Source organism: Oceanitalea stevensii, from assembly GCF_014837105.1.
Taxonomy (GTDB): Bacteria; Actinomycetota; Actinomycetes; order Actinomycetales; family Actinomycetaceae; genus Oceanitalea; species Oceanitalea stevensii.
The window spans coordinates 1-26,449 of the sequence record NZ_JACSPO010000015.1; the positions used below are offsets into that span (position 1 = coordinate 1).

A 26,449-nucleotide genomic window follows, 5' to 3' on the forward strand; every position below is an offset into this window, starting at 1 on the left:
CGCCGAACGGCAAGGAGATCGCCGTCGAGATCGTCAAGGTCAAGCCCTTCACGGGCTGACCGAGCGACACCCGGGAGCGGGGGGGGGGGGGGGGGGGGCCCCCCCCCCCCACCGGGTGCCGTCAGCCGACCTGGTTGAGGATCTGGGAGACGCCGTTCTCCCAGGCCTCGGCCGGGTCGACGCCGTTGACCTCGACGGACAGCAGGGCCTGGACGAGCGCGTTCTTCGCCACGCCGTCGTGCGGGCCGAGGATCTGCGTCGGCGCGTTCTCGGCCGACGTCGTGAACACCTCACCGGTGGGGGCGCCGTTGAAGTACTCGTCGGTCGTGTCACCGACGAGCTCGATCGCGCCGGTGTTGGAGGGGAAGTTGCCGACGTTCTCGAAGACGGCGGCCTGCTGCTCGGCGTCGGTCAGCCACGCGAGGAGCTCGGCGGCCTCCTCCTTGTTCTCGCTGGCCTCCGGGATGCCGAGGTAGGCACCGCCCCAGTTGCCACCCTGGCCACCGGGGAGGGTGGTGATGTTCCACTGGCCGCTGCCGGCGTCGCCGGCCTTGCCCTTGATGTAGCCGATCATCCACGAGGGGCAGGCGATCGAGGCGAAGGTGCCGCTGCCGAAGCCGGCGTCCCAGCTCGGGTCGACGAACTGCTCGAGCTTGGCGGTCAGCCCGTCCTGGCCGGCCTGGGCCGCCATGTCGAAGGCCTCGCGGACGGCGGGGTTGCTGTCGACGACGAGCTCGCCGCTCGTGTCGTGGTAGATCTCCTCCTCGGTGGAGATGATCGCGTTGTAAAGGCCACCGGCGGAGTCGTGGAAGGCGGTGCCGTCGGGAGCGCCGGCCTGGAACTCCTCGCCGAGGGAGAGGAAGTCCTCCCACGAGCCGAGACGTCCGGCGAGCTCGTCGGGGTCGGTCGGCAGGCCGGCCTCCTCGAAGAGGTCGGTGCGGTAGCACAGGGCCATCGGGCCGATGTCGGTGCCCAGGCCGAGGACGCGGCCGTCCGCCGTCGTGGCGGCGTCGGCCTTCCACTGGACGTAGTCACCGACGCGCTCGCCGGCCACGGTCTCGCTGAGGTCGGTCCACAGGTCGGCCTGGTTGGCGGTGACCTCGGAGATGCGGGCGACCTCGATGCCCTGGATGTCGGCGGTGCCGCTGCCGGAGTTGAGCTTGGTCTGCAGCGCGGGCCAGTACTTGTCCTCGCCCTGGGTGGAGTCGTACTCGATGACGATGTCGGGGTTCTCCTCCATGTACTGCTCGAAGAGGCCCGACTCCTCGAAGCCGAAGGTGCCGAAGAGCGAGACGGTGAGCGTCGTCTTGCCGTCGCTGCTGGCGTCGGCCGCGGCCGAGTCGTTGCTTGCGCTGTCCCCGCAGGCGGACAGCGTCAGTGCGCCCGCCGTCATGGCCGCGATGACGGCCACAGACTTCCTGGTGTGCATTGCTCCTCCTCCCGGCCGAAGCGGCCGGCTGGTGTCGGCGGGCGGATCAGGCCTTCCTGATCGCCCCGTCCGTGCCCCCAGCTCTTCCTGGGCGGCGCGGGAACGGATGGGCGCCGTGGAAGCGGTTCCACGACGTTCCACGTACTGTGCCGGTGCGGTGCCCACCGTGTCAAGCGCCACGCAGGTCACGACAAGGTCACGGCGCCGAGGTGACAGCGCGCAGCGCGCGCCCCGCCCCGCCGCCGCTTGCGTCGCCCTTTCCGATCTCGCCGCGCCCTTTCCGTCGCCCTCGGCGGAGCGGAAGGTGCGACGCAAGCGCGTCCGGACCGGCCGGCGAGAGGCCGGCTCAGGGCCAGCCGGGGCTAGGCGGAGTCTCGGGGGACGAGGGCGACGTCGAGGGTCACCGAGGTGGCCTGCCCACCGTCGGCGAGGTCGATGAGCATCCGGGCCATCTGCCGTCCCATCGCCTCGAGGGGCTGGCGGACGGTGGTGAGCGGCGGGTCGGAGTCGACGGCGATCGGGACGTCGTCGAAGCCGACGACCGCGACGTCGTCGGGCACGCGCAGGCCACGTTCGCGCAGCGCCCGCAGCGCCCCGACGGCGGTGAGGTCGTTCGCCGCGAAGAGCCCGTCGAGCTGCTCCCCCGTGGCGAGCAGCTCGCGCATCGTGCGGTACCCGCCGCCGATCGTGAAGTCTCCCTCGACCACGCGCGAGCCCGGCAGCTCGACGCCCTGCTCGGTGAGCTCGGCCTGGAAGCCCGCGAACCGGTCGCTGGTCGCGGTCATGTCACGCGGGCCGGTGATGGTCGCCGGCGTGCGGCAGCCGCGGGCGAGCAGCGCCTGCGCGGCGAGCCGGCCCCCGGTGAAGTTGTCCGGGCTGACGAAGGGGAAGGAGGCGCGGCGGCTCGGTGGGCGGCCCGCCAGCACGACGGGCACCCCGAGGCGGTTGACGCGCCCGGGCAGCGGGTCGTCGCCGTGGACGGAGAGGAACATCGCGCCGTCGACGTGGCCGCCGGCCGCGTACTCCTCCAGCCGGGCGCGGTCGTCGTCGCTGCTCACGACGACGAAGAGCAGCTGGCGCCGCCGCTCGGCCGCCGCGACCTGCGCCCCGCGCAGCACCCCGGCGAAGAACGGGTCGGCGAAGAACTTCTCCCCGGACTCGGCGACGACGAAGGCCAGCGCGTCGCTGCGGCTCGTGGCCAGCGAGCGGGCGGCCTGGCGCGGGACGTAGGAGAGCTCCGCGGCGGCCGTGCGGACCGCCTCGCGGGCCCGGTCACTGACCCTCGGGTCGCCGCTCAGCACGCGGCTGGCGGTGGCGCGCGAGACCCCGGCCCGTTCGGCAACCGTGTCCAGCGTCGGCGCCGGGTCTCTCAGTGGCGTGGCCATGGGGGCTCCTCCCTCCGGCGAGTGGTCGTGGTGGACAGTATGCACACCGCTTCCATGGGCGGCGTCCATCGCCCAGGCGTGCAGGCGTCCGCGCGCCGGTGTTCGATGGGCGGGGAGGCAGCGGTGGACTGGTTCGTCGCGGAGGACTACGGGCTCGCGCGGCTCGTGCTGCAGCGGGGTGTCGCGCTGCTGTACGTCGTCGCCTTCGTCGCCGTGCTGCGGCAGTTCCCGGCCCTGCTCGGCGAGCGCGGCCTGCTGCCCGTCCCCCGCTTCACCGCCCGCGTCCCGGCGCGTGCGACCCCGAGCCTCTTCCACTGGCGCTACTCCGACCGGCTGCTGCGCGTCGTCGCCTGGACGGGCCTCGCGCTGGCCCTCGCCGTCGTCGTCGGTCTCCCGCAGCCGGGTCCGCCGTGGCTGCCGATGCTCACCTTCCTCGTGCTCTACGGGCTGTACCTGTCAGTGGTCAACGTGGGGCAGGTCTTCTACGGCTTCGACTGGGAGTCGCTGCTGCTCGAGGCCGGTTTCCTCGCCGCCTTCCTCGGGTCCGACGACGTCGGCACCCCGTGGATCACGCTCGTCGCCTTCCGCTGGCTCCTGTTCCGCGTCGAGCTCGGGGCCGGCCTCATCAAGCTGCGCGGCGACACCGCCTGGCGCGACCTCACCGCGCTGCACTACCACCACGAGACCCAGCCGATGCCCGGCCCGCTCAGCTGGTTCTTCCACCACCTGCCCGGTCCGCTGCACAAGGTGGAGGTCCTCGCCAACCACGTCACCCAGCTCGTCGTCCCCGTCCTCCTCCTCGCTCCGCAGCCGGTCGCGACGTGGGCGGCCGCCGTCGTCGTCGTCACCCAGCTGTGGCTCGTGCTGTCGGGGAACTTCGCCTGGCTCAACTGGGTGACGATCGTGCTCGCCTTCTCGGCGGTGAGCGACGACGTCGTCTCGGGCCTGGTCCCGTCCCTCGCCCCGGACCGGGCGTACGGTCCGACGCCGCTGTGGTTCGCCGTCGTCGTCGTCGCGGTGGGGGCGGTGCTGCTCGTGCTCAGCTGGTGGCCGGCCCGCAACCTGTTCTCGCGGCGGCAGCGGATGAACGCCTCCTTCAACGCCTTCCACCTCATGGGCGCCTACGGGGCCTTCGGGTCGATCACGCGGCGGCGGGACGAGGTCGTCGTCGAGGGCACGCGGGCGGCGGACCCGGGCGAGGACGACTGGGAGGAGTACGTCTTCCGCGGCAAGCCGGGGCCGACGGGGCGGCTGCCCCGGCAGTTCGCGCCGTACCACCTGCGGCTGGACTGGGGCATGTGGTTCCTCGCGCTGGGCTCCTCGGCGCAGCTGTCGTGGTTCCTGCCCTTCCTCGACCGGCTCCTCGAGGCGGACCGCGCCACCCTGCGGCTGCTCGCCCACGACCCCTTCGACGGCGAGCGGCCGGTCTGGGTGCGGGCGCGGGTGTTCCGTTACCGGTACTCGACCTGGGAGGAGCTGCGCGAGCGGGTGTGGTGGGTGCGCCGGGAGGTGGGGGCGCTCACGGCTCCCCGGGGGCTGCACCGCCCGCACGGCTGAGGGCGTCCAGGGCGCGAGCGAGCACCTCGGTGAGGGGCGGGCGCGGGACGGGGACGCGCGACCAGGAGCGCAGCGCCGCGAGGAAGGCCCCGGCGAGCGCCGCCCCGACGACCTCCGCCTCGAGCTCTGCCACACCGCGGCGGCGCAGGAAGCCCGCGAGCTGTGCGGCGGCCCGCCGCTGGCGGCGTGCCGCCGACTCCTCGAGCTCGTCGGCCACCCCCATGGGCTCGGCGTTGCCGAAGGCCAGCACGACGGTGCCCGGCTCCAGGAGCTCGGCCGCGCGCACGAGCGCCGCGCGGGCCTCCCCCACGGCTCCCGCGGCGGGAGGTGCGCCCACCTCCCTGCCCGGCACGCCGTCGCCGGAGGGGGCGAGGTCCTCGCCGAGCACCGCGAGCGCGTCGTCGACGGAGGTCCACAGCAGGTCGCTCTTGGCGGGGATGTAGTTGAAGAAGGTGGCCCGGCTCACGCCCGCGCGGCGGGTGATGTCCGCCACGGAGGTGTCCGCGTAGCCCTGCTCGAGGAACAGCTCGACGGCCGCCTCCTCCAGCATCTCGCGGCTTGCGGACCGCGGCCGGCCCGCCCGGCGTCCCTCGTGCATACCGAGATCCTACGGTCCGCCGCCGTTCGCGCAGGTCTATTGTTGGACGCAGACCAAGAACCTCCGAGTGAACGGTGCTCCCATGGCCAAGGCCACCTCCCTCGCTGCCGCTGCGCTCGCGGCCTCCCTGCTCCTCGCCGCGTGCGGCGGGGGCGGCAGCGACGACGCCGCGACGGGCGGCGGCGAGCCCGTCGCGGGCGGCACGCTCGTCTACGCCACCGGCGACGCCGAGCCCACCTGCCTGGACCCGCACGTGGGCGGCAACTACCCCCAGGCGCTCGTCAGCACCCAGTACCTCGAGCCGCTCGTCGGGCGCGACGCCTCCGGGGAGATCCAGCCCTGGCTCGCCACCGACTGGGAGGTGAGCGAGGACGGGCTCACCTGGGACCTCACGCTCGCCGAGGGCCTCACCTTCACCGACGGCACGCCGCTGGACGCCGAGGCCGTCAAGGTGAACATCGAGCACCTCCAGGACCCGGACACCGCCTCCTCCACCGGCTACCTCGGGGTGCGCAAGATCGAGGAGGTCGAGCCGGTGGACGCCACCCACGTGCGCCTCCACCTCTCCGAGCCGGACTCCGCGCTGCTCGAGTCGCTGTCGATGCAGTGGACGGCGATGCAGTCCCCCGCCGGCATCGCCCGCGGCCAGGACGAGAACTGCGCCGCGCCCATCGGCACCGGACCCTTCGTCGTCACCGAGTGGGTGCCCCAGCAGCACGTCGTCCTCGAGCGCAACGAGGACTACGCGAGCCACGGCCCCGAGGCCGAGCACGACGGCGCCGCCCACCTCGAGCGCATCGAGTGGCGCTTCATCCCCGACCCCGCCACCCGCTGGGCGGCCCTGCAGTCCGGGGAGGTGCACGTCATCGACAACCCCGAGCCCGAGGCCATCGTCTCCGCCGAGGCCGGGGAGGACATCACCCACATCGACGCGCCGCGCCCCGGCTCGGTCAACCGCATCGAGCTCAACTCCTCCCAGCCGCCCTTCGACGACGCCCGCGTGCGCCAGGCCTTCGTCTACTCCGCGGACGTCGACCCCGGCATCGAGGCGCTCTACCAGGGCGTGGCCACCCGCTCCCACTCCCCGCTCTCGAGCGTGGAGCCCATGGGCTACAGCGACCCCTCGCTCTTCGTCACCGACCTCGAGGAGGCCGAGCGCCTCCTCGACGACGCCGGCTGGACCGAGGTCGACGACGAGGGCTACCGCGTCCGCGACGGCGAGCGCCTCACGGTCCGCTTCCCGGTGAGCACCAACCAGTCGGTGGCCGCCGAGCAGGCGCTCTTCGAGCAGGTCCAGGCCAACACCAGGCGGGTGGGCTTCGAGGTCGTCCTCACCCCGCTCGACCTGTCCGCCTGGTACGGCGCGCTCGCCGCGCCGGAGGACGGCGGGGAGAACGCCTACGAGGCCGTCAGCGCCCCGTACACGAAGGTGGGGCCGGACGTGCTGCGCACGCTCTACCACTCCGACGGCACGGTCCCCGCACCCAGCGGCTACTTCGCCAACCTCTCCCAGGTGACCGACCCGGAGATCGACGCCCTCCTCGACGAGGCCGCCCGGATCACCGACCCCGGCCAGCGCGCCGACCTGTACGAGGAGGCGCAGCGCCGCGTGCTCGAGGGCTACTACGTCCTGCCGCTGTACGACCAGCAGAACCACTTCCTCACCCGCGGGGTGGAGGGCGTGACGACGCTCGGGACCGTGTCCACCCCGACCTTCGTCAACGCCCGGCTCACCTCCTGAGGGCCGCCCGATGACCGTGCTGCGCTGGCTGCTCGGACGCCTCGCCGCGGCGGCGCTCGTGGCGTGGGTGGTCGCCACCGTCGTCTTCTTCGCGCTGCGCTCGGCGGGCGGGGACCCCTCCGAGGCGATCCTCGGCGGTCCCGGCTCGCAGGCCAGCCCGGAGGCGGTGGCCCAGGTCCGCGCGGAGTACTCCCTGGACGAGCCGCTCCTCGTCCAGTACCTCCTCCAGCTCGCGCGCACGGTCACCTTCCAGCTCGGTGACTCCTACGCCCGACGCCGGCCGGTCTCCGAGCTCATCGGCGACCAGCTCACCGGCACGCTCGTGCTCGCGGCCCTGGGCCTGCTGCTCGCCTGGGTCATCGCGCTCGCGGTGGCGACGACGGCGGTCCTCGCCCGTGGACGCGTGGGACGCCGGGCGGTGGGCCTGCTGCGCGGGGCCGAGGTCGTCGCCTCGGTCATGCCGCACTTCTGGCTGGGCGCCGTGCTCATCGCCGTCTTCGCGGGCGGGCTCGGTTGGCTGCCCGCCACGAGCAGCGACAGCTCGCTGCGCTCCCTCCTCCTGCCCGCCCTCACCCTCGCGGTACCCGTGGCCGGCTTCCTCGGCCAGGTGATGCGCGACGGGCTCGAGGAGGCCCACACCGCCCCCTTCGCGACGACCTCCCGCGCCCGCGGCGCCTCCGAGGGCCGGGTGCTGTGGCGCCACTCCCTGCGGCACGCGGCGCTGCCGGCGATCGCGCTGTCCGGCTGGGCCTTCGGCTCGCTGCTGTCCGGAGCCGTCGTCGTCGAGACGCTCTTCGGCCGGCCCGGGCTGGGCCGCCTCCTCATCGACGCGACCCACTCCCGCGACGTGCCCGTCGTCATCGGCGTCGTCCTCGTCATCGCCCTCGGCTACGTCGTCGTCATGTCGGTGGCCGACGTCCTCGAGCGGGTCGTCGACCCGCGCCTGCGCGGCCGCGTCGAGGCCGTGCGCAGCGCGCCGCAGGGCCAGGTGGTCTCGTGACCGCCACGGTGGGGCGCACGGCACCCGCGCGGTCGGCCCGTGCGTGGCAGGTGCTGGGCCCGGGCGGGGTCGTCAGTGCCGCCGTCATCGTCCTCGTGCTGCTCGCCGCCCTGTGGCCGCAGCTGCTCGCGCCCGGTGACCCGACCGCCGTCGCCCCCGCCGACGCCTACCAGCCGCCGAGCGCCGGCGCGCCCCTCGGGACCGACGCGTCCGGACGTGACGTGTACACGCGCGTCGTCCACGGCGCGGGCCAGTCCCTCGGGGTGGGGGCGCTCGCGACGGCGATCGGGCTCTCCCTCGGGGTGGTGCTCGGCTTCGGCGCCGCGCTCGGCCCGCGGTGGCTCGACGGCCTGCTCAGCCGGGTCATCGAGGTGCTCTTCTCCCTGCCCAGCCTCGTGCTCGCGCTGCTGCTCGTCGCGGTGCTGGGCGCCGGTGTGGGGCCCTCGGTCATCTCGGTGGGGCTGGCGACGGCGCCCGGCTACGCGCGGATCATCCGCGCCCGGGCGCAGGCCGTGGCACAGAGCTCCTACGTGGGCGCGGCCCGGCTCGAGGGCGTCTCGGCGCCCGCGGCCTTCGTCCGCCACGTCCTGCCCAACACGGTGTGGCCGCTCGTGGCGGTGGCGACCCTCGGCATCGGCCAGGCGATCGTCTGGGTGTCCGCGCTGAGCTACCTCGGCCTCGGCGCCCTGCCGCCCTCCCCCGAGTGGGGCGCGATGCTCAACGCCGGCCGCCTCCACATCACCACCTCGTGGTGGCTCACCGTGGCCCCCGGGCTGGCGATCACGGTGACCGCGGCGGCGCTCACCATGCTCGGGCGCAGGCTGAGCGCGGTGGCTCCCTCATGAGCACCGTCCTCGACGTCGCCGGCCTCACCGTCGCCTTCCCCGGGGTCGGCGAGGTGCTGCGCGGGGTGGACCTGCGGATGGAGGCCGGACGCTGCCTGGCCGTGGTCGGGGAGTCCGGCGCCGGGAAGTCCGTGCTCGCCCGCAGCCTCGTCGGCCTCGCCGGGGAGGGCGGCGCGCCCGCGCGGGTGAGCGCCGAGCGCCTCACCGTGGCCGGGCAGGACGTGCTCGGCGCCGACGAGCGCCGGTGGCGCGGCCTGCGCGGGCAGGACGTGGGCCTCGTGCTCCAGGACGCCCTGCAGTCCCTCGACCCGCTGCGGACCGTGGGCGCCGAGGTGGGCGAGTCCCTCGCGGTGCGCGGGGTGGGCCGCGCCGAGCGGCACGAACGGGTGCTCGCGGCGCTGGCCGCCGCCGGGCTCGACGAGCCGGGGACCCGGGCCGCGCAGCGCTCGGGAGAGCTGTCGGGCGGCATGCGCCAGCGCGCCCTCATCGCCTCGGCCATCGTCTCCGAGCCGGCGCTGCTCGTCGCCGACGAGCCGACCACGGCCCTGGACGCGACCGTCGCCCAGGGCGTGCTCGAGATGCTCGGGCGCCTGCGCGACGCCGGGACCGCGATCCTCCTCGTGAGCCACGACCTCGGTGCCGTCGCCCGGCTGGCCGACGACGTCGTCGTGCTCGACGGCGGGCGCGTGGTCGAGTCCGGACCGGCCGACGTCGTCCTCACCGCCCCCGCCCACGAGGTCACCCGCGCCCTGCTCGACGCCGTCCCGCGCGGCTCCCGGCCGCCGGCGGCCGAGCCGGGGCGGGAGGTGCTGCGGGCGACCGGCCTGCACCGTCGTTACCGGCTGCCCGGCGGCGGATCGGTCAGCGCCCTCGACGACGTCTCGCTCGTCGTGCGCCGTGGGGAGTCCGTGGGGGTGGTCGGGGAGTCCGGGAGCGGGAAGTCGACGCTCGCGCGGATGCTCGTCGCCGCCGAGCAGCCCGACGCCGGACGGGTGGAGCTGACCGGGGAGCCGTGGAGCGAGCTTCCCGAGCGCCGGCGCCGGCCGCGGCGCCACCTCGTGCGGCTCGTCCCCCAGGACCCGCTCGGCTCCTTCGACCCGCGCTGGAGCGCCGGCCGGGTGCTGCGCGCGGCGATCCGGGCGTCGGGCAGCGACCGCACGCCCGCCGAGCTGCTCGAGCTCGTGCGCCTGCCGCCCGGCACGCTGGGACGGCGTCCGCGGGCGCTGTCCGGCGGCCAGCGCCAGCGCCTGGCGATCGCCCGTGCCCTGGCGGCCGACCCGGAGGTGCTCGTCCTCGACGAGCCCGTCTCCGCCCTCGACGTCACCGTCCAGGCGGCGATCCTCGAGCTGCTCGTCGAGCTCCAGGAGCGCACCGGGACCGCGCTCGTGCTCGTGTCCCACGACCTCGCGGTGGTGCGTCAGGTGTGCCAGCGGGTCGTCGTCATGCAGGCCGGCCGCGTGGTGGAGCAGGGCCCGGTGGATGAGGTGTGGCAAGACCCGAAGGCCCACGTGACCAAAGCCCTCCTCACCGCCGCCGCCCCACCCACCCCCTAACCGCATATGCGCGAAAACTGCGGTCCCCGAGCTCGGCGGGCCGCAGTTTTCGCGCATATGCGGAGTTGGGGGTGGGGTCAGCCGGTGTTCTGGAGGCCGGCGGCGATGCCGTTGACCGACAGGAGCAACAGGCGCTTGATCTCGGCGATCTCCTCCTCGGTACGGGCCTCGCCGTTGTCCGTGCGCAGCGCGCGCAGGGCGCGCAGCTGGATGAGCGAGAGCGCGTCGACGTAGGGGTTGCGCAGCTGGACCGCACGGCCCAGCACGCGCCGGCCCTCGAGCGGGTACTCGTGGCCGGTGATGCGCAGGACCCACTCGGTGGTGAGGTCGAGCTCCTCGAGCACGAGGCCGGCGAGGTCCTCGCGGTCCCCGAGGGCCAGGTACTGGCGGGCGATGCGCCGGTCCGTCTTGGCCAGCGACATCTCGACGTTGTCGATGAGCGTGTTGAACAGCGGCCACTCGCGGTAGGCCGTGCGCAGCTGCTCGATGTCGCCCACCGCGGCGAGCGCGGAGCCCAGGCCGAACCAGCCGGTGAGGTTGATGCGCGCCTGGGTCCAGGCGAAGACCCACGGGATGGCGCGCAGGTCCTCGAGGGACTCCACCGACAGCCCGCGGCGGGCCGGGCGGGAGCCGAGCGGCAGCAGGCCGACCTCCTCCTGCGGGGTGACCTGGGCGAACCACGGGGCGAAGCCCTCGGCGTGGATGAGGTCGAAGAAGCGCTCGCGCGAGCGCTCGTCCAGGGTGCTGGCGAGGCCGGCGAAGCGCTCGGCGGCCTCGGCGTTGCGCTTCTCGGTCGACGGGGCGGACGCGAGGAGCGTGGCGGCGGCGACCTGGTCGATGTGCCGGGCGGCGATCGCGCGGTCCCCGTAGCGGGCGGTGATGACCTCGCCCTGCTCGGTGAGCTTGAAGCGGCCGTCCACCGAGTGCGGCGGCTGAGCGAGGATCGCGCGGTTCGCCGGGCCACCGCCGCGGCCCAGGGCGCCGCCCTTGCCGTGGAAGAGGGTGAGGCGGATGTCGTGGCGCTGCGCCCAGGCGGCGATCTCCTCCTGCGCGGTGTAGATGGCCAGGGTCGCGGAGACCGGGCCGACGTCCTTGGCGGAGTCGGAGTAGCCGAGCATGACCTCCATGCGCCGGCCCGTCCTCTCCAGGCGGGCCCGAACCTGCGGGACCTCGAGCATCTCCTCGAGGATCCGGGGGGCGTTCTGGAGGTCGTCGAAGGTCTCGAACAGCGGGACGACGTCGAGGACCGGCGCCGCCTCCGCGGAGCCGAGCGCGTGCTCGGCCAGGCGGTAGACCGCGATGAGGTCCTCGCTGCTCCGGGTGAAGGAGACCGTGTAGCGGCGGCAGGCGTCCACGCCGTGGCGGCGCTGGATCGCGGCGATGGAGCGGAAGGTCTCGAGGACCTCCTCCGGGTCGACGCTCGGCTCGGGCATCGAGGCCGGGTCCGCGATCCACGCGAGGGTCTGGGCGTGCACCTTGGAGTGCTGACGGACCTCGAGCTCGGTGAGGTGGAAGCCGAAGGACTCCACCTGCCAGATGAGGTTCTGCAGGTCTCCGTGGGCCTTGCGAAGCGCACCGGCCTGGCGCAGGGAGTCCTGCACGATGCGCAGGTCCGCGAGGAGCTCCTCGGCGCCGGAGTAGGCGAGGTCGGCGTCACGCTCGCGGGTGGCGGCCAGCCGGGCCGCGGCGACGAGCATGACGCGGCGGTGCGGCTCGCGCGGGGAGCGGGCGGCCACCTGAGCGGTGACCTCCTCGGAGAGCTGGCGCTGGGTGCTCCACAGGGCCGTGAGCTCGGCGGAGGGCGGGGTGGTCTTCTCGTCGAGGGTCATCGCCAGGCCCACGCGGGCGGTCTCCCGCTCGAGGGCGGTGAGGACGTGCTCGGCGGCGATGGCGGCGGCCTGCCGGGTGACCTTGGCGGTGACGTTGGGGTTGCCGTCGCGGTCCGCGCCGATCCAGCTGCCCAGGCGCACGAAGGGCGTCGCACGGGGGGCGGCGAGCCCGCGCTCCTCCCCCAGCAGCCAGTCGTCGGTCTGGCGGTACACCTGCGGCAGCACCTCGAAGAGGGTCGCCTCGAAGACGGACATCGCCGTGAAGACCTCGTCGACCGGCGAGGGCTTCGTCTCACGCAGGTGTGCGGTACGCCACATCGTGTCGATCTCGGCGAGGAGACGCCGCTCGATGCGCAGCCGGCCGTTGGCGCCCAGCCGCGGGTCGTCAGCCTCGGCGACGAGCTCGGAGATCCGGCGGATCGAGCCGGAGACGGCGCGACGGCGGGCCTCGGTGGGGTGGGCGGTGAGGACCGGGTGGAACTCGATCTCGCGCAGGCGGCGCGCGGCCTCCTCCTCGGAGGTCTCCGCGGCGAGCTGCTCGTAGGCGCCGGCGAGGGCGTCGGCCCGCGGGGTGGCGTCCTCCCGGGCGCGCAGCGCGCGGACCCGGTGATACTCCTCGGCGAGGTTGACGAGGTGGAAGTAGCAGGTGAAGGCGCGGGCGACCTGGTCGGCGCGCTCGACGGTGAAGGAGTCGATGAGGGCCTGCGCCTCGGCGAGGCGGCCGTCGCCGTCGGTGTCCTCGACGGCGCCGATGGCCAGCTCGCGCAGGCGCTCGACGTCGGCGAAGAGCTCCTCGCCGCCGTCCTCGCGCAGGACCCGCCCGAGGAGCGCACCGAGGGTGCGCACGTCGGCGCGCAGGTCGTCGGGCATGTCGAGGCGGGCGTTGCTCCGTGCTTCGTCCGGTGAGGAGGTCTGCATCATGGGCTCAGGTTAACGACACCCGGCGGGGGGTCGTGACGTGCGTCCACCACGTGCACAGGCGGGAATCCGGGTGCCGTGGTAGCCGCCGCCCCCGCTCGCCTGCCGTTGTCCCCCTGTGCTCGCCGGCAGCGGACCGGGCTCAGGCGTCACCGGACAACTGACGTAGGAGCTGCGCCTCCTCGTCCGCGGTCAGGCCCGAGCGCCGTTCCCGGCCCGGCCCGCGCGCCGACTCGTCGCGGACGACGCGCTCCACCGTGTCACCGAGCGGACGCACCCGGCCCCCGGCCGCGAGGTAGGCCGCGTTGCTGCGCCGCGAGTGTCCGATGTGGTCCTCCGGCAGCCAGAGCGGCAGCGAGCGCGGACCGGCCCAGTACCGCACGTCGTGGTCGAGCAGCCAGGCGTCGTCCGCGGGCACGAGCTCGCCCGTGAAGCCGGCCGCCTCGCCCACCACCGCGAGGACGTCGGCGAGCCCGTGGCTGTGCCCGACAGCGTCCACGGTCCCGGTCGTCCCCGTCCGTCCGGCCCGGACGACCCACGCCGCGAGGTCCGCGACGTCGACCACCTGGACGACCTGCCCGGCGAGGGCCGGGACCAGGACGCGGCCGCCCCGCAGGAGGCGGGCCGGCCAGTACCCGAAGCGGTCGCTCGGGTCACCCGGCCCGGCGATGAGCCCGGGCCGCACGACGTGCAGCCGTCCGTCGAGGCGCTCGGCGGTGGCGCGCTCCGCCGCGACCTTGGCGTGCGCGTAGTCGGTGAGGTCGGTGGGCTCGACCAGCTCGGCGGACTCGTCGGCGCCCGGCGCGTCGTGGCGCGCGTAGACGGAGATGCTCGACACGAGGGTCCAGTGGGCCGCCCGGTCGGCGAGCGCCTCGAGGGCGGGACCCACGAGCGCGGGCTGGTAGGCGAGCTCGACGACGGCGTCCCACTCGCCGTCGAGGTCGTCGTACGCCCCGGGCCGGGTGCGGTCCGCGCGGACGAGGCGTGCGCCGTCGGGCACGTCGCCGGACGTCCCCCGCGCGAGGCACACGACCTCGGCGCCGTCCGCCGCGGCGGCCCTGGCCACCTCACGGCCGAGCCAGGCCGTGCCACCGAGGACGAGGACGCGTCTCATCCCCGTAGCCAACCGCGCCGGCCGACGCCGCGGAAGGGGATCGGGAGGAGTTCCGCTCTCGGCGCACGCCCCGGCGTCGCTCGCTGACCTCCCCGCTCGTCCTCCGACCTCCCCCCTCCGCCCGGCCCTCGACGGGGTGAACGGGGGAGCTCAGCAGCGGAGCACCGGCGTGGGCGGGCGACACGTCGGCCGTCGACGGCCAGTCGGGTGGGGCGGGCCTACAGGGTCCAGACCGCGCCGGGGGCGGCGAGCTCGATGGTGCCGCCGTAGGTCTCGGCGGCCTCGGCGCGGACGACCTCGGCGTCGGTCCACGGCGGCAGGTGGGTGAGGACGAGCTGGCGGGCGGCCGCGAGCGTCGCCGTCTCACCGGCCCGCCGGCCGGTGAGGTGGATGCCACGGACGGAGTCGCGGCCCTCCTGGAAGGCCGCCTCGCAGAGGAAGAGGTCGGCGTCGCGCGCGACCTCGACGAGCCCGTCGCAGGTGTCGCTGTCCCCCGAGTAGGCGAGCGCGACCTCCCGGCTCCCGTCCTCGGACGGGCCGGTCACCCGCACACCGAACGCCGGCACGGGGTGGTCGACGGGGACGGACTCGATCCGCAGCGGCCCCACGCTCACCGCCTGGCCGGGGGTGTGCGCGGCGAAGGTGAAGGAGGCGTCCAGGGCGCTGAGGTCGTCCTCCATCGTCAGCGCGCCGATCCGCTGGGGCGTGTCGGCCGGACCGAGCACCCGCACCGGCCCGAGGGCGCCGGCCGGGTGGTAGCGGCGGTAGACCTCCAGGCCGGTCATGTCGACGACGTGGTCCGCGTGGAGGTGGCTGAGGACGACGGCGTCCAGCCGGGCGGGGTCGAGGTGCCGCAGCAGCGCCCCGAAGGCGCCGGAGCCGAGGTCGAGCAGGATGCTCCACGTCCGCGTCGTGCCGTCCTCGTCCGGCCCGTCGGCCTGGACGAGGTAGCAGGAGGAGGCGGAGTCAGGGCCGGACATCGACCCGGAGGAGCCCACGACCGTCAGCCTCATGCGGTGACCTCCAGCTCGGTGTCGCTGTCGACGCGGTCGACCTCGGGCCCGAGGAACCGGCGGGCCAGCCGGGAGAAGCTCGCGGCCTCGCCCGTCGCGAGGAAGCGGTGCTCCGGCGGCGGGGCGCCGGGGTCCCGCTCGAGGTCGTGCGCGACGAGCGTCCGGTAGGTGTCCTTGGCCGTCTCCTCGGCGCTCGAGACGAGCGTGACCTCCTCGCCCATGACGTAGGAGATGACGCCGGTGAGCAGCGGGTAGTGGGTGCAGCCGAGGACCAGGGTGTCCACGCCCGCCGCCCGCACCGGCTCGAGGTACTCGCGGGCGGCCTCGAGGACCTCCGGCCCGGAGGTGATGCCTCGCTCGACGAGCTCGACGAAGCGCGGGGCGGCGTTCATCGTGAGCTCCAGGTGCGGCGCGGCGGCGAAGGCGTCGCGGTAGGCCCCGGACTCGATGGTCGCGCGGGTCCCGATGACACCGACCTTCCCGCTGCGGGTGGCGGCGACGGCGCGGCGCACGGCCGGCTGGATGACCTCGACGACGGGCACGCCACCGCCCACCGAGTAACGCTCGCGCGCGTCGCGCAGGACGGCGGAGGAGGCGGAGTTGCACGCGATGACGAGGGCCTTGACCCCGGAGGCGACGAGCCGGTCCATGACGTCCAGCGCGAGGGCCCGGACGTCGGCGATCGGCTTGGGGCCGTAGGGCGTGTGCGCGGTGTCCCCGATGTAGAGCATCGACTCGTGGGGCAGCTGGTCGAGGATCGCACGCGCGACCGTGAGGCCTCCGACACCTGAGTCGAAGACACCGATCGGTGCGTCGTTCACGCTGCCAGAGCGTAGTGTCACGACGCCCCGCCCGACATGGCCTCCAGGAGTGACTCCTGCCACCAGGTGAGCGCGGCGTAGAGGCTGGTGAGCGCGGCGTCGAGCTCGTCCTCGGGCGTCTGCGGCTCCCCCGCACCGGCGCGCTCGTAGACCCGCTCGGCGTCCGCGTCGGTCTCGATGCCCAGCCGGGACGCGAGGACGAGACGCAGGTCGGTGAGGGCGGAGAGCCACGCCCGCTCCTGCCCCGCCCGCACGACGACGAGGCCGGTGCTCGCCGCGAGGGCGTCGTGCACCACCCGCAGCTGCTCGGTCTTGGTCGCGCGCAGCGAGTGCTCGGTGAGGCGGCGCATCTCGGCGGCGAGCTCGTCGTCGTCGGTGCTCGCCGGGGGCAGCAGGCGGGCCAGGGCCGGGTCGCGCGGCGTCTGCCCCGCGGCCGGGTCCCAGTCGAGGGAGGCGAGGATCTCCTCGTCCGTCGACGGCGCGGGCGAGCCGTCGTCGTCCCGGGCGGCGTCGTCGTCCGCGTCGAGCGGCAGGCCGAGGAGCTCGCAGGTGTCGGCGGTGACCCGCGCGATGATCCGCAGCTCGGCCCGCTCGAGCTCGCAGGCGTAGCCGCCGGGGACGGCGGTGAAGGCGCGCACCTCAGCCCCCTCCCTCGGGGGCGAGGGTGGCCCACAGGCCGTAGGAGTGCATCGCCGTCACGTGAACCTCCATCGTCTCGCGGGCACCCTCGGCGACGACGGCGCGGCCGTCGTGGTGGACCTGGAGCATGAGCTCGTGCGCACGCTCCTGGGAGTAGCCGAAGTACGTGCGGAACACGTAGGTGACGTAGCTCATGAGGTTGACCGGGTCGTTCCACACGATGGTGCGCCAGGGGCGCGCGGGGCGGCGCTCCTCCTGCGGCGTCTCCACCGGCGCGGTGGCCGGGTGTGGTGTCGTGACCGTCATGCGCCCAGCCTAGGCACGAGAGGGGGCGGTTGCGCCCATGACCTCGGACACGGCGAGGCCCGGCAGGAACGTTCCTGCCGGGCCTCGGTACACGTGTGACGAGCGGTTGGAGGACCGCTGGTCGGGCGCTACACCCTGTTCTTGCCGCGTCCCACCAGCGAGAGGATGAGCGAGATCACGAGGATGGCGACACCGATCCAGATGAGGATCTGTGCGGCCTCGACGGCCACGCCGATGATGAGCATGATCACGCCGACAATGATGAGGATCAGCCACAAGGACATACGAGCTCCCTTCGTTCCGGTACCTGTCCGGCACCGCAGTGGCCCTAATCGTTGCGGAGATTGTTCACGTCGGCATCTTGAACGAGAAAGTCCCGCTCAGCCGAGGACGTGGCGGGTGGGGATCGCCGGCTCGCCCTCGCTCAGCCGCCACCCCTCGTAGGGCAGCGCCGCACGCGAGGCGACGTGGCGCTCCGCCGCGGCGCGCACGGCGTCGGGGCCGCGGTGCTCGTCGGCGATGGCGCCCCCGGTGACGAGGGGCAGCTGGAGGGGCCGGGCGCCGTGCTCGGCCAGCACCCGGGCGCCGGAGGCCTCGTCGTCGCAGCCCACGACGAGCTCCTCCTGGGCCACCCCGTTCTCGAAGACGCGCCCCGCGACCTTGAAGCCGCCGACGGTCGCCTTGGCCGCGGAGGCCTTGGCGACGTCGACCATCTGCCCGTCCGCGCCCTCCCGCTCGACGAGCTTGTAGACGAGCTCCGCCGTCGGCAGCCCGGAGCCCGTGACGAGCTTGGTCCCCACGCCGTAGGAGTCGACCGGAGCGGCACCGAGGGCCGCGATGGCGTACTCGTCGAGGTCGGAGGTGACGGTGATCCTCGTGGTCGTCGCGCCGAGCGCGTCGAGCTGGCGGCGCACGGTGAACGCCTGGGCCACGAGGTCGCCGGAGTCGAGCCGCACCGCGCCGAGCTCCCCGCCGTGACGGCGGGCGGCCGCGACGGCCAGCTCGACCCCGCGCTCGACGTCGTAGGTGTCGACGAGGAGCGTGGTCCCCGGGCCCATCGCCCGTACCTGGGCGTCGAAGGCGGCCTCCTCGTCGTCGTGGACGAGGGTGAAGGAGTGGGCGGCGGTCCCCATCGTCGGGATCCCGTAGGAGCGTCCGGCCTCGAGCACGCTCGTCGCGACGAAACCGCCGACGACGGCGGCTCGCGCGGCGGCCACGGCGGCCTCCTCGTGGGTGCGCCGGGCCCCCATCTCCAGGCAGGGGCGCCCGTGGGCGGCGGTCGTCATGCGGGAGGCGGCCGCGGCGACGGCGGAGTCGTGGTTGAGGACGGAGAGCACCACCGTCTCGAGGAGGAGCGCCTCGGCGAAGGTGCCGCGGATGGTGAGGATCGGCGAGCCGGGGAAGAAGCACTCCCCCTCCCCGTAACCGAGGACGTCCCCGCCGAAGCGGTAGCCGGCGAGGTAGTCGAGGGTCTCGCCGCTCACCACGCCCTGCTCGCGCAGCCAGTCGACCTCGGCGCCGGAGAAGGTGAAGTCGGCGATGGCGTCCAGCACCCGGCCGGTGCCGGCGACGACGCCGTAGCGCCGCCCGCCGGACAGCCGGCGCGAGAAGACCTCGAAGACGCTGCGCCGGTGCGCGGCACCGGACTGCAGGGAGGCCTCGAGCATCGTCAGCTCGTAGCGGTCGGTGAGGAAGGCGGTCGTCGCGCGGGGCATGGCGTCCAACCTAGCGACGTCGGCCTGCCCGTGCAGGGCCCCGTCCACGGGCCGCGCGTATCGTCGGCCGGTACCGAGGTGGGGACGAGGGCATGGACGAGGACGCGTCGACGGGTGCCGAGCGGGCGGGCCGGCCGCCGCTCGCGGGACCGCCCGGCACCGGCGTCGTCGTCCCGCGCGCCGTCGCCGCCCTCGCCGGCGGCGAGCCCGCGACGGCGGTCTGGCGCAACGAGCTGGGCGGGCTCACCTTCCGGCTCGGGGCCGACCGGTACGTCAAGTGGGTGGCCCGCGGCACCCCCGGGCTCGACCTCGCCGCCGAGGCCGCGCGCCTGGCGTGGGCGGCGCCCGCCACCCCGGTCCCGCGCGTGCTGGGCCAGGGCGCCGACGACGACGGAAGCTGGCTGGTCACCGCCGCCATGCCCGGACGCTCCGCCGTCGAGCACGACGCACGCCGCGCGGCCGTCGCCGTCGGTCTGGGCCTGCGGCGGCTGCACGACGCGCTGCCGGTGGCCCGCTGCCCGTTCACCTGGTCGGCTCCGGACCGCCTCCGCCGCGCACGCGACCGGCTCGCCACCGGCCGGGGCGGCCCGGCGACGTGGTCCGCCGAGCACCGGGGCCTCAGCGTCACCGACGCGCTGGCCGTCCTGCGCGACCCACCGCCGGTGGAGCGCCCGGTCGTCTGCCACGGCGACGCCTGCGTCCCCAACACCCTCGTGGACGACGACGGCGCCTGGGTCGGGCACGTCGACCTCGGCTCCCTCGGCGTCGCCGACCCGTGGGCCGACCTCGCGGTCGCCGCGTGGAGCACCGAGTGGAACGTCGGCCCCGGGTACACCGACGAGGTCTACGCCGCCTACGGGGCGGCGCCGGACCGCGAACGGATCGCCTACTACCGCCTGCTGTGGGACCTCGGCTGACCGCCTGCTACTTCCGGCCGACGAACCAGTTGCGGAGCAGGGCAATGCGCGCCTCGAGCTCCTCGGTGCTCGCGAGGGGCACCTCGGGGCCGCCGCAGGCCTTGCGCAGCTCGCTGTGGACGATCGCGTGGGGCATGTTGCTGCGCCGCGACCACGCGGACACGAGGCTGGACAGCTCCTTGCGCATGGCGGCGCGCCGCTTGTGGTCCGAGACCCCGGAGTTCTCCTCGCGCTGGGCGCGGGCCGCGGCCTGCCGCTTCTGGGACTTGACCTGGTCGGCCTGGCGCGCCTTGAGCAGGGAGCGGACCTGCTCGGGCTCGAGGAGCCCGGGCAGCCCGAGGTACTCCTCCTCCTCGATGGAGCCGACCTCCGCCCCCGTGCCGAACTCACCGCCGTCGAAGAGCACCCGGTCGAAGGAGGCCTGGGCGTCGAGGGCCTCGAAGCCGGGCAGCATGAGGTCGTCGCTCGCCTTGTCCTCGCGGTTGGCGGCCGCGACGAGGGCGTCCTCCGGGGTGAAGAAGTCGCCCTTCTCCTCGGAGGTGAGGACCCGGTCCAGGGCGTGGTCGCGCTCGACCTCCAGCTGGGCGGCGAGCTCGAGGAGCACGGGCACGCTGGGGAGGAACACCGAGGCGGTCTCCCCGCGCCGGCGGGCCCGCACGAAGCGGCCGATCGCCTGGGCGAAGAAGAGCGGCGTGGCCGCGGAGGTCGCGTAGACGCCGACGGCGAGGCGGGGCACGTCCACGCCCTCGGACACCATCCGCACGGCGATCATCCACCGCTGCTCACCGGCGGCGAACTCGTCGATGCGGGCGGAGGCGCCGTCGTCGTCGGACAGGACGACCGTCGGCTTCTCCCCGGTGATCTCGGTGAGGACGCGTGCGTAGGCGCGGGCCTTGGTCTGGTCGGTGGCGATGACGAGGCCGCCGGCGTCGGGGACGCCGCGGCGCACCTCGGTGAGACGGCGGTCGGCGGCGGCGAGGACGGCGGGGACCCAGTCGCCCTTCGGGTCCAGCGCGGTGCGCCAGGCCTGGGCGACGAGGTCCTTGGTCAGCGGCTCACCGAGCGCGGCGCTCACCTCGTCACCGGCGCGGGTGCGCCAGCGCATCTGCCCCGAGTAGGACAGGAAGATGACCGGCCGCACGACGCCGTCGCGCAGCGCGTCGGCGTAGCCGTAGGAGTAGTCGGCACGGGAGCGGCGCACGCCGTCGGCGTCCCGCTGGTAGGTGACGAAGGGGATGGCGGCGGTGTCGGAGCGGAACGGGGTCCCGGTGAGGGCCAGGCGCCGCCGGGCGGGCTCGAAGGCGAGCCGGATGCCGTCGCCCCAGCTCAGCGCGTCGCCGCCGTGGTGCACCTCGTCGAGGATGACGAGGGTGCGCTCGTTCGTCGTGCGCCGGCGGTGCAGGTCGGGGTTCGCGGCGACCTGCGCGTAGGTGAGCGCGACGCCGTCGAAGCTGGCGCCGTGGCGTTCCTGGGCGTTGCGGAAGGCCGGGTCGATCTGGATGCCCACGCGCGCGGCGGCCTCGGCCCACTGGCCCTTGAGGTGCTCGGTGGGGGCGACGACCGTGATGGCCGTGACCTCCCCGCGGGAGAGCAGCTCGGTGGCCACCCGCAGCGCGAAGGTCGTCTTGCCGGCGCCGGGGGTGGCGACGGCGAGGAAGTCACGCGGGTCGTCGGCGAAGTAGCGCTCCAGCGCCTCGGCCTGCCACGCGCGCAGGCGCGACGCCGTCCCCCAGGCCGCCCGCGCCGGGTAGGCGGGGGGCAGGTGCTCGGCGGCAGCCGTCGAGACGGCCGCAGGGGTGCCCTGCGTCGTCGTCGTGGCCGGCCTGCGCGAAGGTGCGGCGCTCACTCTCCGCTTCCGCCGCGGCCGCCGCGGCCGAAACCGCCGAAGCGTCCGCCACCGGACCCGGATCCGGACCCGCCACCCTGGATGCCCTCGTAGATCTCCTTGCACGTGGGGCACACGGGGTACTTCTTGGGGTCGCGTCCCGGCGTCCACACCTTGCCGCACAGCGCGACGACCGGCTGGCCCGACAGCGCGGAGGACATGATCTTGTCCTTCTTCACGTAGTGGGCGTAGCGGTCGTTGTCACCGGCCTCGTGCTCGCGCAGCTCCTCGCGCTCGAGGACGCTCGTTCCCGACGACGTCGACGGCTCGCTCGGGCTGCTGGGGGGCTCGGTGGAACTCATGTCGACCAGTCTAGGTCGTCCTCCGGCCCGGGTCCCGGTGGCCCGGCGTGCCGTGGCGGTCACACCCGGCCGCTCAGATCCCCTGCCACTGCGGCTTGGCGGCGTAGGCCTCGCGGTAGTCGTCCGCGCGCTCGAGCAGGCTGGCGGCGGCGCCGTCGAGCAGGACGGTGGCGTGGGGGTGGTGCTGCATGATCGTCGCCGGCCACGACGCGCTGACGGCCCCCTCGACGAGCTGCTGCACGGCCTTCGCCTTGCCCTCGCCGGTGGCGATGAGCACGAGGTGGCGGGCCTCCATGATCGTGCCGAGGCCCTGGGTGAAGCACAGGCGGGGCACGGCCTCGACGTCCCCGTCGAAGAAGCGCGCGTTGTCGCTGCGGGTCTGCGGGGCGAGCGGCTGCACCCGGGTGCGGGAGGCCAGGGAGGAACCGGGCTCGTTGAAGGCGATGTGCCCGTTGGTGCCGATCCCGAGGATCTGCAGGTCCACGCCACCGGCCTCGGCGATCGCCCGCTCGTAGGCCGCGGCGGCCGCCTGGAGGTCCTCGGCCAGGCCGTCAGGGCCCGTGACGGCGTCGGGGGCGAAGTCGACCCGGCCGACGAGCTCGCGGTCGATGACGTTGCGGTACCGCTGCGGGTGGTCGGCGGGCAGGCCGATGTACTCGTCGAGGGTGAAGCCGCGGGCCCGGGAGAAGCTGATCCGCCCGGCCTCCTGCCGGCGGACGAGCTCGTCGTACGTGGGCAGCGGGGTGGAGCCCGTGGCCAGGCCGAGGACGGCGTCGGGCTTGCGGCCGAGCAGCTGCTCGATGGCGTCCGCGGCGAGCCGCGCGCTCTCCTCCGCACCGGACGTGATGACGACCTCCACCGGACACCTCTTCCTCTGCGTGCGACGTGGTGCGGGTGCACCCGCACTCCAGCCTATGTGACCCCACTGCTCGCGGCAGGGACTCCCGGCCCGAGCTCCCCGGTTCTCCTCATCGAGCACGGGGCGGAGGTGGGAGGTGGGAGGACAAGCGGGTAGGTCAGCGCGCGCGGGCCGTCCGGACACAGCAAGGCGGGCAGGACGATCGCTCGTCCTGCCCGCCTTGCGGTGATGTCGCTAGGACGTCACTTGTTGGAGACGGCCTTCTTGAGGGCGCTCCCGGCGGAGATCTTGACGCCGTAGCCGGCGGGGATCTGGATCTCGGCGCCGGTCTGCGGGTTGCGGCCGGTGCGCGCGGCGCGCTCGACACGCTCGACGGCGAGGAGGCCGGTGATCTTGACGGCCTCGCCCTTGCTGACGGACTCGACGAGCACGTCCTGCAGCGCCGACAGAGCGGCGTCGGCCTGGGACTTGGTGAGCGAGGAGCGCTCGGCCACGGCGGCGACGAGCTCGGTGCGGTTGACGGACATGAAATCCCTCTCTCAGTCGGCGTGCGCACCCTTATGGGTGCGACGGGGCAGACATTACGGCGTCGGGGCGCCCGTTGTCGCCCTCACGCGCCGAGATTTCGGCGTGAGCCTGCGGATCTGTCCGCTTCGTGGGGCGCGTGGGGACGATGTGACCCCCACGGAGTGCCCTCAGACGAAGCCCGGCGGACGCCCCAGCGCGCTCGTCGCGCTCCACCCGGCATCCGTCCCGGAATCACGCGGCTGCCAGCGCGTCTCGCCGCCGTCACGGCCCGCCTGCTCGCCCTGCTGGTCCCCGAGCTCCTCGTCGGGCGCCCGGAGCAGGTGCATCGCGGCGTCCATCCGCACGAGGGCGTCCATCATGAGCTCCATCCCCTCGACCATCCCGGCGGAGGCCTCCAGGGTGCTCTCGCGGACGGCGGCCTCGGTGACGAAGGGCACGACGACCATCTCGCGCACCGGGTACATCTGCAGGGCGCCGAGCACCGTGCGCAGCGCCTCCGCCCCGCGCAGCCCGCCGGACATGCCCGAGCCGTAGCTGACGATCCCGACCGGCTTGAAGGCCCACTCCTGGACGAGGTAGTCCAGGGCGTTCTTGAGCAGCGCGGAGTAGCCGCGGTTGTACTCGGGGCTGACGACGACGAAGGCGTCGGCGGCGTCGATGCGCCGGGCCCACCGCCGCGTGTGCTCGTGGCGGTGGTGGCCGTAGCGGGGCAGGTCCGGCTCGTCGAAGAGCGGCAGGCCGACGTCGCGCAGGTCGATGCGGTCGATGACGAAGGCGCGGTTCGTGCCGAGCCGGTCGACGACCCAGTCGGTGATGTGGTTGCCGAGCCGGTTCGGGCTCGTCGCGGCGTTGAGGACGGCGAGACGGATCATCGGTGCTCCTGGTCCGGGGACAGCGGCCACGGTATCCGCTCCGCGGGACGGTCGGCCGGGACCTCCGGCACTGGCCCAGGGGTCGCGCCGCCCGTCCCGCTCCTGCAGGGTGAGGCCCATGAACACCGTGCGCGGTACCGCGGCAGACCTCGACGACCACCCCGTGCTCACCACGGGGGCCCGGCTCGGCTACGCGGCCAGCGGGGTGCTCCACCTCGTCCTCGGCTGGACGGCGGTGAGCCTCGCCTGGGGCACCGGCGGCTCGGGCGAGTCTGCGGACCAGTCCGGCGCCCTCGAGCAGCTCGGCTCGACGCCTGTCGGCGCGTTCCTCCTGTGGGTGGTCGTCGCCGGCTTCGCGCTCCTCACCCTGTGGCAGGTGGCCACCGCGGTGGCGACGGGCGAGACGAAGGACCGGCTCAAGTCCGCCGGCAAGGCGGTGACGTACCTCGTCCTCACGGCCCTGGCGGCGCGCGCCGCCACGGGACAGGGCTCGGGCGGCGGCGGGAACGAGCAGACCACGAGCATCACCGCACGCGTCATGGAGCACCCCCTCGGGCAGGTCGCCGTCGGCCTCGTGGGCCTGGGCGTCGTCGTCGTCGGCGGCTACCACGTGGTCAAGGGCTGGCGGCAGAAGTTCCTCGAGGACCTGCGGGAGAACCCGGGACGCGCGGTCACCGTCGCCGGCAGGGTCGGCTACGTCGCCAAGGGCATCGCCCTGGGCATCGTCGGCGCGCTCTTCGTCGTCGCCGCGGTGCAGAACGACCCCGAGGAGGCGAAGGGGCTCGACGGCGCGCTGCGCAGCCTCCTCGAGGTGCCGCTCGGCAAGGCGCTCCTCACCGCCGTCGGCCTCGGCATCGCCGCCTACGGGGTGTACTCCTTCGGTCGCGCGAGGTACGCGCGGGTCTGACCTGCGCCGGCGGTGCCGCGCTACCCGGCCGTCACCGCCTCGTGGAACCAGCTGGTGATCGACGTCGGGTGGGTGATGGCCGTGCCGACGACGACGGCGAAGGCGCCGCGGTCGATCGCGTCCCTCGCCTGGGCCGGGGTGTGGACGCGCCCCTCGACGACCACCGGTCGCCGGCAGCGGGCGACCATCTGGTCGATGAGCTCGACGTCCGGCCCGGCGGTCTTCTCCCGCTCGCCCGAGTAGCCGGCCAGCGTGGTCCCGACGACGTCCGCGCCGGCGTCCTCCGCGGCGAGCGCGTCGTCGAGGCTGCCGCAGTCGGCCATGACGAGGACTCCGGGGTGCTGCTCGCGCAGGCCGGTGACGGTCTCGGCGAGCGTGCGCCCGTCCGGGCGGGGCCGGCGGGTGCCGTCGAGGGCGACGATGTGCGCCCCGGCGTCGGCCACCGCGAGCGCGTGCTCGAGGGTGGGGGTGATGAAGACGTCGTCCTCCCCGTCCTTCCACAGGCCGGTGAGGGGGACGTCGGTGGACCCGGCGATGAGCCCGATGTCCTCCAGTCCCTGGGCCCGCAGACCGGCCGCACCGCCGGCGACGACGGCCTGGGCCATGCGCTGCATGACCTCCGGCACGCGCAGGGGCTCGCCGGGGTAGGCCTGGCAGGAGACGATGAGCCGGCCGCGCAGGCGCTCGAGGATCGGTGACATGGCAGGGGCCTTTCGGTCAGCCGCGCGCGACGAGGGCGGTGCGGGCGGCGCCGAGGACGGCGGCCACCGGGCCGAGCGCGGAGGGGCGGACGGGGATGTCGGCGAGCGGCTCGATGAGCTCCTCGCGCAGGGCGGCGTCCATGGGCTCCCACCACAGCGGCCCGGCCTGGCTCATGCCGCCACCGACGACGACGGCGGCCGGGTCGAGCACGGTGACGACGCCGGCCACGGAGCGGCCGACGGCGCGGGCGGACTCCCGCACGGCACGCTCGGCGACCTCGTCACCGGCGGCGGCGCGTGCGCACACCTCGCGGGTGTCCGCGACGGCGGCGTCACCGCCCAGGCGCAGGTAGTGGCGGTGGAGGGCCGGCCCGGAGCCCAGGGCCTCGAGGTGGCCGGGGCGCCCGCACCCGCAGCGCAGCCCGGCGGCGTCGGGGCTGGGCTGGTGGCCCATCTCCCCCGCCACGTGGTGCGCACCGCGCAGCGGGCGGCCGTCGAGGACGACGCTCGCCCCCACCCCGGTGCCGACGGCGACCATGAGGACGCTGTCCGCGCCGGCTGCGGCGCCGAGCCAGACCTCGCCGCCGGCGTGCGCGTCGACGTCGTTCTCGACGGTGACGGTGCCCTCGCCGACGACGTCGCGCAGGCGGGCACGGAGCCCGCCGCGCACGTCGGTCCCGGTCCACCCGCGGATGGCGTCGGTGGCCGAGACGATCGTACCCGTCGTCGTGTCGACGACGCCGGCGGTCCCGACCCCGAGCCCGCTGACGGCGACGGGCCCGGTGAGCTCCGTCGTCGTGCCGCCGGGGGCGGTGAGGGTGCCGCCGTGGGCGACGACGTCACGCACGAGGCCGGCGACGGCGTCGAGCACCGCCTCCGGCCCGGCGGTGGCGGGGGTCGGCACGGAGCGGACCGGGCCGACGGCCCCGTCCGCGCGCACCAGGGCGGCCGCGGTCTTCGTCCCTCCGAGGTCGACCCCGACGACGACGTCACTCATGTGTGGTCCTTCCAGTCC

The 26,449-nt window shown here is 74.5% G+C and carries 25 protein-coding genes; 7 read left to right on the forward strand and 18 right to left on the reverse strand.

The features are described 5' to 3' along the window. Positions 1-121: 121 nt before the first annotated feature. Both H9624_RS15240 and H9624_RS15245 read right to left on the reverse strand, forming a co-directional pair. Positions 122-1,429, reverse strand: a complete 1,308-nt coding sequence (locus H9624_RS15240) for an ABC transporter substrate-binding protein (protein WP_251840754.1) — start codon at positions 1,427-1,429, stop codon at positions 122-124. Positions 1,430-1,791: 362 nt separating this feature from the next. Beyond that, complete coding sequence (locus tag H9624_RS15245) at positions 1,792-2,814, reverse strand: LacI family DNA-binding transcriptional regulator (RefSeq protein ID WP_251840755.1); 1,023 nt, start codon at positions 2,812-2,814, stop codon at positions 1,792-1,794. A gap of 123 nt (positions 2,815-2,937) precedes the next feature. Here H9624_RS15245 and H9624_RS15250 point away from each other — a divergent pair, with 123 nt between their 5' ends. Further along, positions 2,938-4,371 (forward strand): lipase maturation factor family protein, encoded by a 1,434-nt coding sequence (locus H9624_RS15250; protein ID WP_251840756.1) that lies wholly within the window; start codon positions 2,938-2,940, stop codon positions 4,369-4,371. On the opposite strand, the gene H9624_RS15255 is transcribed toward H9624_RS15250, so the two are convergent. After that, positions 4,334-4,969: a TetR/AcrR family transcriptional regulator gene (locus H9624_RS15255; RefSeq protein WP_251840757.1), complete on the reverse strand. Its 636-nt coding sequence runs from the start codon at positions 4,967-4,969 to the stop codon at positions 4,334-4,336. The two genes, H9624_RS15250 and H9624_RS15255, sit on opposite strands and share 38 nt — an antisense overlap. An 82-nt stretch (positions 4,970-5,051) precedes the next feature. Here H9624_RS15255 and H9624_RS15260 point away from each other — a divergent pair, with 82 nt between their 5' ends. The 4 genes from H9624_RS15260 to H9624_RS15275 are packed head-to-tail and all read left to right on the forward strand — an operon-like array spanning position 5,052 to position 10,108. Continuing rightward, positions 5,052-6,710, forward strand: coding sequence for an ABC transporter substrate-binding protein (locus tag H9624_RS15260; protein WP_251840758.1), 1,659 nt, complete (start codon positions 5,052-5,054; stop codon positions 6,708-6,710). A 10-nt stretch (positions 6,711-6,720) separates the two neighbouring features. Then, a complete protein-coding gene (locus tag H9624_RS15265) occupies positions 6,721-7,710 on the forward strand; it encodes an ABC transporter permease (protein WP_251840759.1) in 990 nt (329 codons plus the stop codon). Next, positions 7,707-8,555 (forward strand): ABC transporter permease, encoded by an 849-nt coding sequence (locus H9624_RS15270; RefSeq protein ID WP_251840760.1) that lies wholly within the window; start codon positions 7,707-7,709, stop codon positions 8,553-8,555. The genes H9624_RS15265 and H9624_RS15270 overlap by 4 nt, the downstream gene beginning before the upstream one ends. After that, positions 8,552-10,108 (forward strand): ATP-binding cassette domain-containing protein, encoded by a 1,557-nt coding sequence (locus tag H9624_RS15275; protein WP_251840761.1) that lies wholly within the window; start codon positions 8,552-8,554, stop codon positions 10,106-10,108. Before H9624_RS15270 ends, H9624_RS15275 begins: the two co-directional genes overlap by 4 nt. A gap of 77 nt (positions 10,109-10,185) precedes the next feature. Here H9624_RS15275 and H9624_RS15280 read toward each other — a convergent pair whose 3' ends face one another. The 8 genes from H9624_RS15280 to H9624_RS15315 form a co-directional block, all read right to left on the reverse strand. Beyond that, complete coding sequence (locus H9624_RS15280) at positions 10,186-12,858, reverse strand: phosphoenolpyruvate carboxylase (protein ID WP_251840762.1); 2,673 nt, start codon at positions 12,856-12,858, stop codon at positions 10,186-10,188. Between the two features lie 139 nt (positions 12,859-12,997). Further along, complete coding sequence (locus H9624_RS15285; RefSeq protein ID WP_251840763.1) at positions 12,998-13,969, reverse strand: NAD-dependent epimerase/dehydratase family protein; 972 nt, start codon at positions 13,967-13,969, stop codon at positions 12,998-13,000. Positions 13,970-14,187: 218 nt separating this feature from the next. Next, positions 14,188-14,982 (reverse strand): MBL fold metallo-hydrolase, encoded by a 795-nt coding sequence (locus tag H9624_RS15290; RefSeq protein WP_251840764.1) that lies wholly within the window; start codon positions 14,980-14,982, stop codon positions 14,188-14,190. Beyond that, positions 14,979-15,803 carry a glutamate racemase gene (murI, locus tag H9624_RS15295; protein WP_251840765.1) on the reverse strand — a complete coding sequence of 275 codons (825 nt, stop codon included), beginning with the start codon at positions 15,801-15,803 and terminating at the stop codon, positions 14,979-14,981. Before murI ends, H9624_RS15290 begins: the two co-directional genes overlap by 4 nt. A gap of 17 nt (positions 15,804-15,820) precedes the next feature. Then, on the reverse strand, positions 15,821-16,441 hold the full coding sequence (locus H9624_RS15300) for a DUF2017 domain-containing protein (protein ID WP_251840766.1): 621 nt from the start codon (positions 16,439-16,441) through the stop codon (positions 15,821-15,823). 1 nt (position 16,442) lies between these two features. After that, positions 16,443-16,748 (reverse strand): ATP-dependent Clp protease adapter ClpS, encoded by a 306-nt coding sequence (gene clpS / locus H9624_RS15305; protein WP_251840767.1) that lies wholly within the window; start codon positions 16,746-16,748, stop codon positions 16,443-16,445. Positions 16,749-16,876: 128 nt separating this feature from the next. Next, positions 16,877-17,032, reverse strand: coding sequence for a hypothetical protein (locus tag H9624_RS15310; protein WP_181424561.1), 156 nt, complete (start codon positions 17,030-17,032; stop codon positions 16,877-16,879). 96 nt (positions 17,033-17,128) lie between these two features. After that, on the reverse strand, positions 17,129-18,463 hold the full coding sequence (locus H9624_RS15315) for a nicotinate phosphoribosyltransferase (protein WP_251840768.1): 1,335 nt from the start codon (positions 18,461-18,463) through the stop codon (positions 17,129-17,131). 92 nt (positions 18,464-18,555) lie between these two features. Between H9624_RS15315 and H9624_RS15320 the strand changes: the two genes are divergently transcribed. Continuing rightward, positions 18,556-19,380, forward strand: coding sequence for an aminoglycoside 3'-phosphotransferase (locus H9624_RS15320; protein WP_251840769.1), 825 nt, complete (start codon positions 18,556-18,558; stop codon positions 19,378-19,380). A 7-nt stretch (positions 19,381-19,387) separates the two neighbouring features. Here H9624_RS15320 and H9624_RS15325 read toward each other — a convergent pair whose 3' ends face one another. The 5 genes from H9624_RS15325 to H9624_RS15345 all read right to left on the reverse strand — a co-directional run bounded on the left by H9624_RS15325 (position 19,388) and on the right by H9624_RS15345 (position 23,826). Further along, the gene (locus H9624_RS15325) at positions 19,388-21,226 is read right to left on the reverse strand and encodes a DEAD/DEAH box helicase (protein WP_372435156.1); all 1,839 of its coding nucleotides are present in this window, start codon (positions 21,224-21,226) and stop codon (positions 19,388-19,390) included. Next, entirely contained in the window at positions 21,223-21,567 is a 345-nt protein-coding gene (locus H9624_RS15330; RefSeq protein WP_251840770.1) for a DUF3039 domain-containing protein, read from the reverse strand. The genes H9624_RS15325 and H9624_RS15330 overlap by 4 nt, the downstream gene beginning before the upstream one ends. 73 nt (positions 21,568-21,640) lie before the next feature. Then, the gene (gene nagB, locus H9624_RS15335) at positions 21,641-22,426 is read right to left on the reverse strand and encodes a glucosamine-6-phosphate deaminase (protein WP_251840771.1); all 786 of its coding nucleotides are present in this window, start codon (positions 22,424-22,426) and stop codon (positions 21,641-21,643) included. A gap of 242 nt (positions 22,427-22,668) precedes the next feature. Beyond that, positions 22,669-22,953, reverse strand: a complete 285-nt coding sequence (locus tag H9624_RS15340; RefSeq protein ID WP_110851969.1) for an HU family DNA-binding protein — start codon at positions 22,951-22,953, stop codon at positions 22,669-22,671. A 168-nt stretch (positions 22,954-23,121) separates the two neighbouring features. Continuing rightward, entirely contained in the window at positions 23,122-23,826 is a 705-nt protein-coding gene (locus H9624_RS15345) for an NADPH-dependent FMN reductase (RefSeq protein WP_251840772.1), read from the reverse strand. 118 nt (positions 23,827-23,944) lie between these two features. On the opposite strand from H9624_RS15345, the gene H9624_RS15350 reads away from it, so the two are divergent. Beyond that, a complete protein-coding gene (locus H9624_RS15350; protein ID WP_251840773.1) occupies positions 23,945-24,733 on the forward strand; it encodes a DUF1206 domain-containing protein in 789 nt (262 codons plus the stop codon). Between the two features lie 20 nt (positions 24,734-24,753). Here the strand turns inward: H9624_RS15350 and H9624_RS15355 are convergent, their stop codons facing one another. After that, positions 24,754-25,434 carry an N-acetylmannosamine-6-phosphate 2-epimerase gene (locus H9624_RS15355; RefSeq protein WP_251840774.1) on the reverse strand — a complete coding sequence of 227 codons (681 nt, stop codon included), beginning with the start codon at positions 25,432-25,434 and terminating at the stop codon, positions 24,754-24,756. A 16-nt stretch (positions 25,435-25,450) separates the two neighbouring features. Continuing rightward, entirely contained in the window at positions 25,451-26,431 is a 981-nt protein-coding gene (locus H9624_RS15360) for an ROK family protein (RefSeq protein ID WP_251840775.1), read from the reverse strand. Positions 26,432-26,449 lie beyond the last annotated feature (18 nt).